This is a genomic window from Tepidimonas fonticaldi (genome assembly GCF_007556755.1).
Classification (GTDB): domain Bacteria; phylum Pseudomonadota; class Gammaproteobacteria; order Burkholderiales; family Burkholderiaceae_C; genus Tepidimonas; species Tepidimonas fonticaldi.
In genome coordinates this window covers 1-734 of record NZ_VJOO01000080.1, presented here as the reverse complement: position 1 = coordinate 734, position 734 = coordinate 1, and the positions used below count along the sequence as shown (strand labels likewise).

Annotated in this window: 1 pseudogene; it reads left to right on the top strand. The window is 62.9% G+C overall.

The features are described from left to right. Positions 1-125 precede the first annotated feature (125 nt). Positions 126-608: pseudogene (locus Tfont_RS14400) on the top strand (transposase zinc-binding domain-containing protein); the annotation flags it as partial. Positions 609-734: the final 126 nt, after the last annotated feature.

Sequence of the window (734 nt, the reverse complement as noted above, 5' to 3'; positions counted from 1 at the left end):
TGCACGAACAGGTCAGCGCCGGGCTGAGAGCGCCAGAAGGACGAGGGCTTGATGCGCGATGTGCTCATGGGCGCCATCATGCCGGCTCACGGGCTGCAAGGGGGAGGGAGGTTTCGAGAAGTGCCCTTGAGGCCGAAGACCGCCCGCTGCCCGAGTATGTGCGCGAGGAGTTCGAGACCTACCTGCGCTGCGGCGTGCTCGAGCACGGCTTCCTGCGCGTGGTCTGCGAGCACTGTCGTGCAGAGAGGCTGGTGGCGTATTCCTGCAAGAAGCGCGGGCTGTGCCCGAGCTGCGGCGCACGGCGCATGGCCGAGTCGGCGCGGCATCTGGTGGACGAGGTGTTCGGCCCGCGACCGGTGCGGCAATGGGTGCTGAGTTTCCCGTACCCGTTGCGCTTCCTGTTCGCCAGCAAGCCGGAGGCCATCAGCCCGGTGCTGGGCATCGTGCATCGTGTGATCGCCGGTTGGCTTGCCGATCAGGCCGGCGTGCCGCGGGATACGGCGCAATGCGGTGCGGTGACCCTGATCCAGCGCTTCGGCAGCGCGCTGAATCTCAACATCCACTTCCACATGCTGTGGCTCGACGGCGTGTACGAGGACACCACCGAGTCGTCCCTGAAATATTCATAACCTCATGATTTTTCTTGTGTTATTGTCTGTTTGCGAGTACAATTTCCCCCAGAGTTGATGGTCTGATGCGCCGTTTTCTGGGAGTTTTTCGATGTTTGCCTGCCC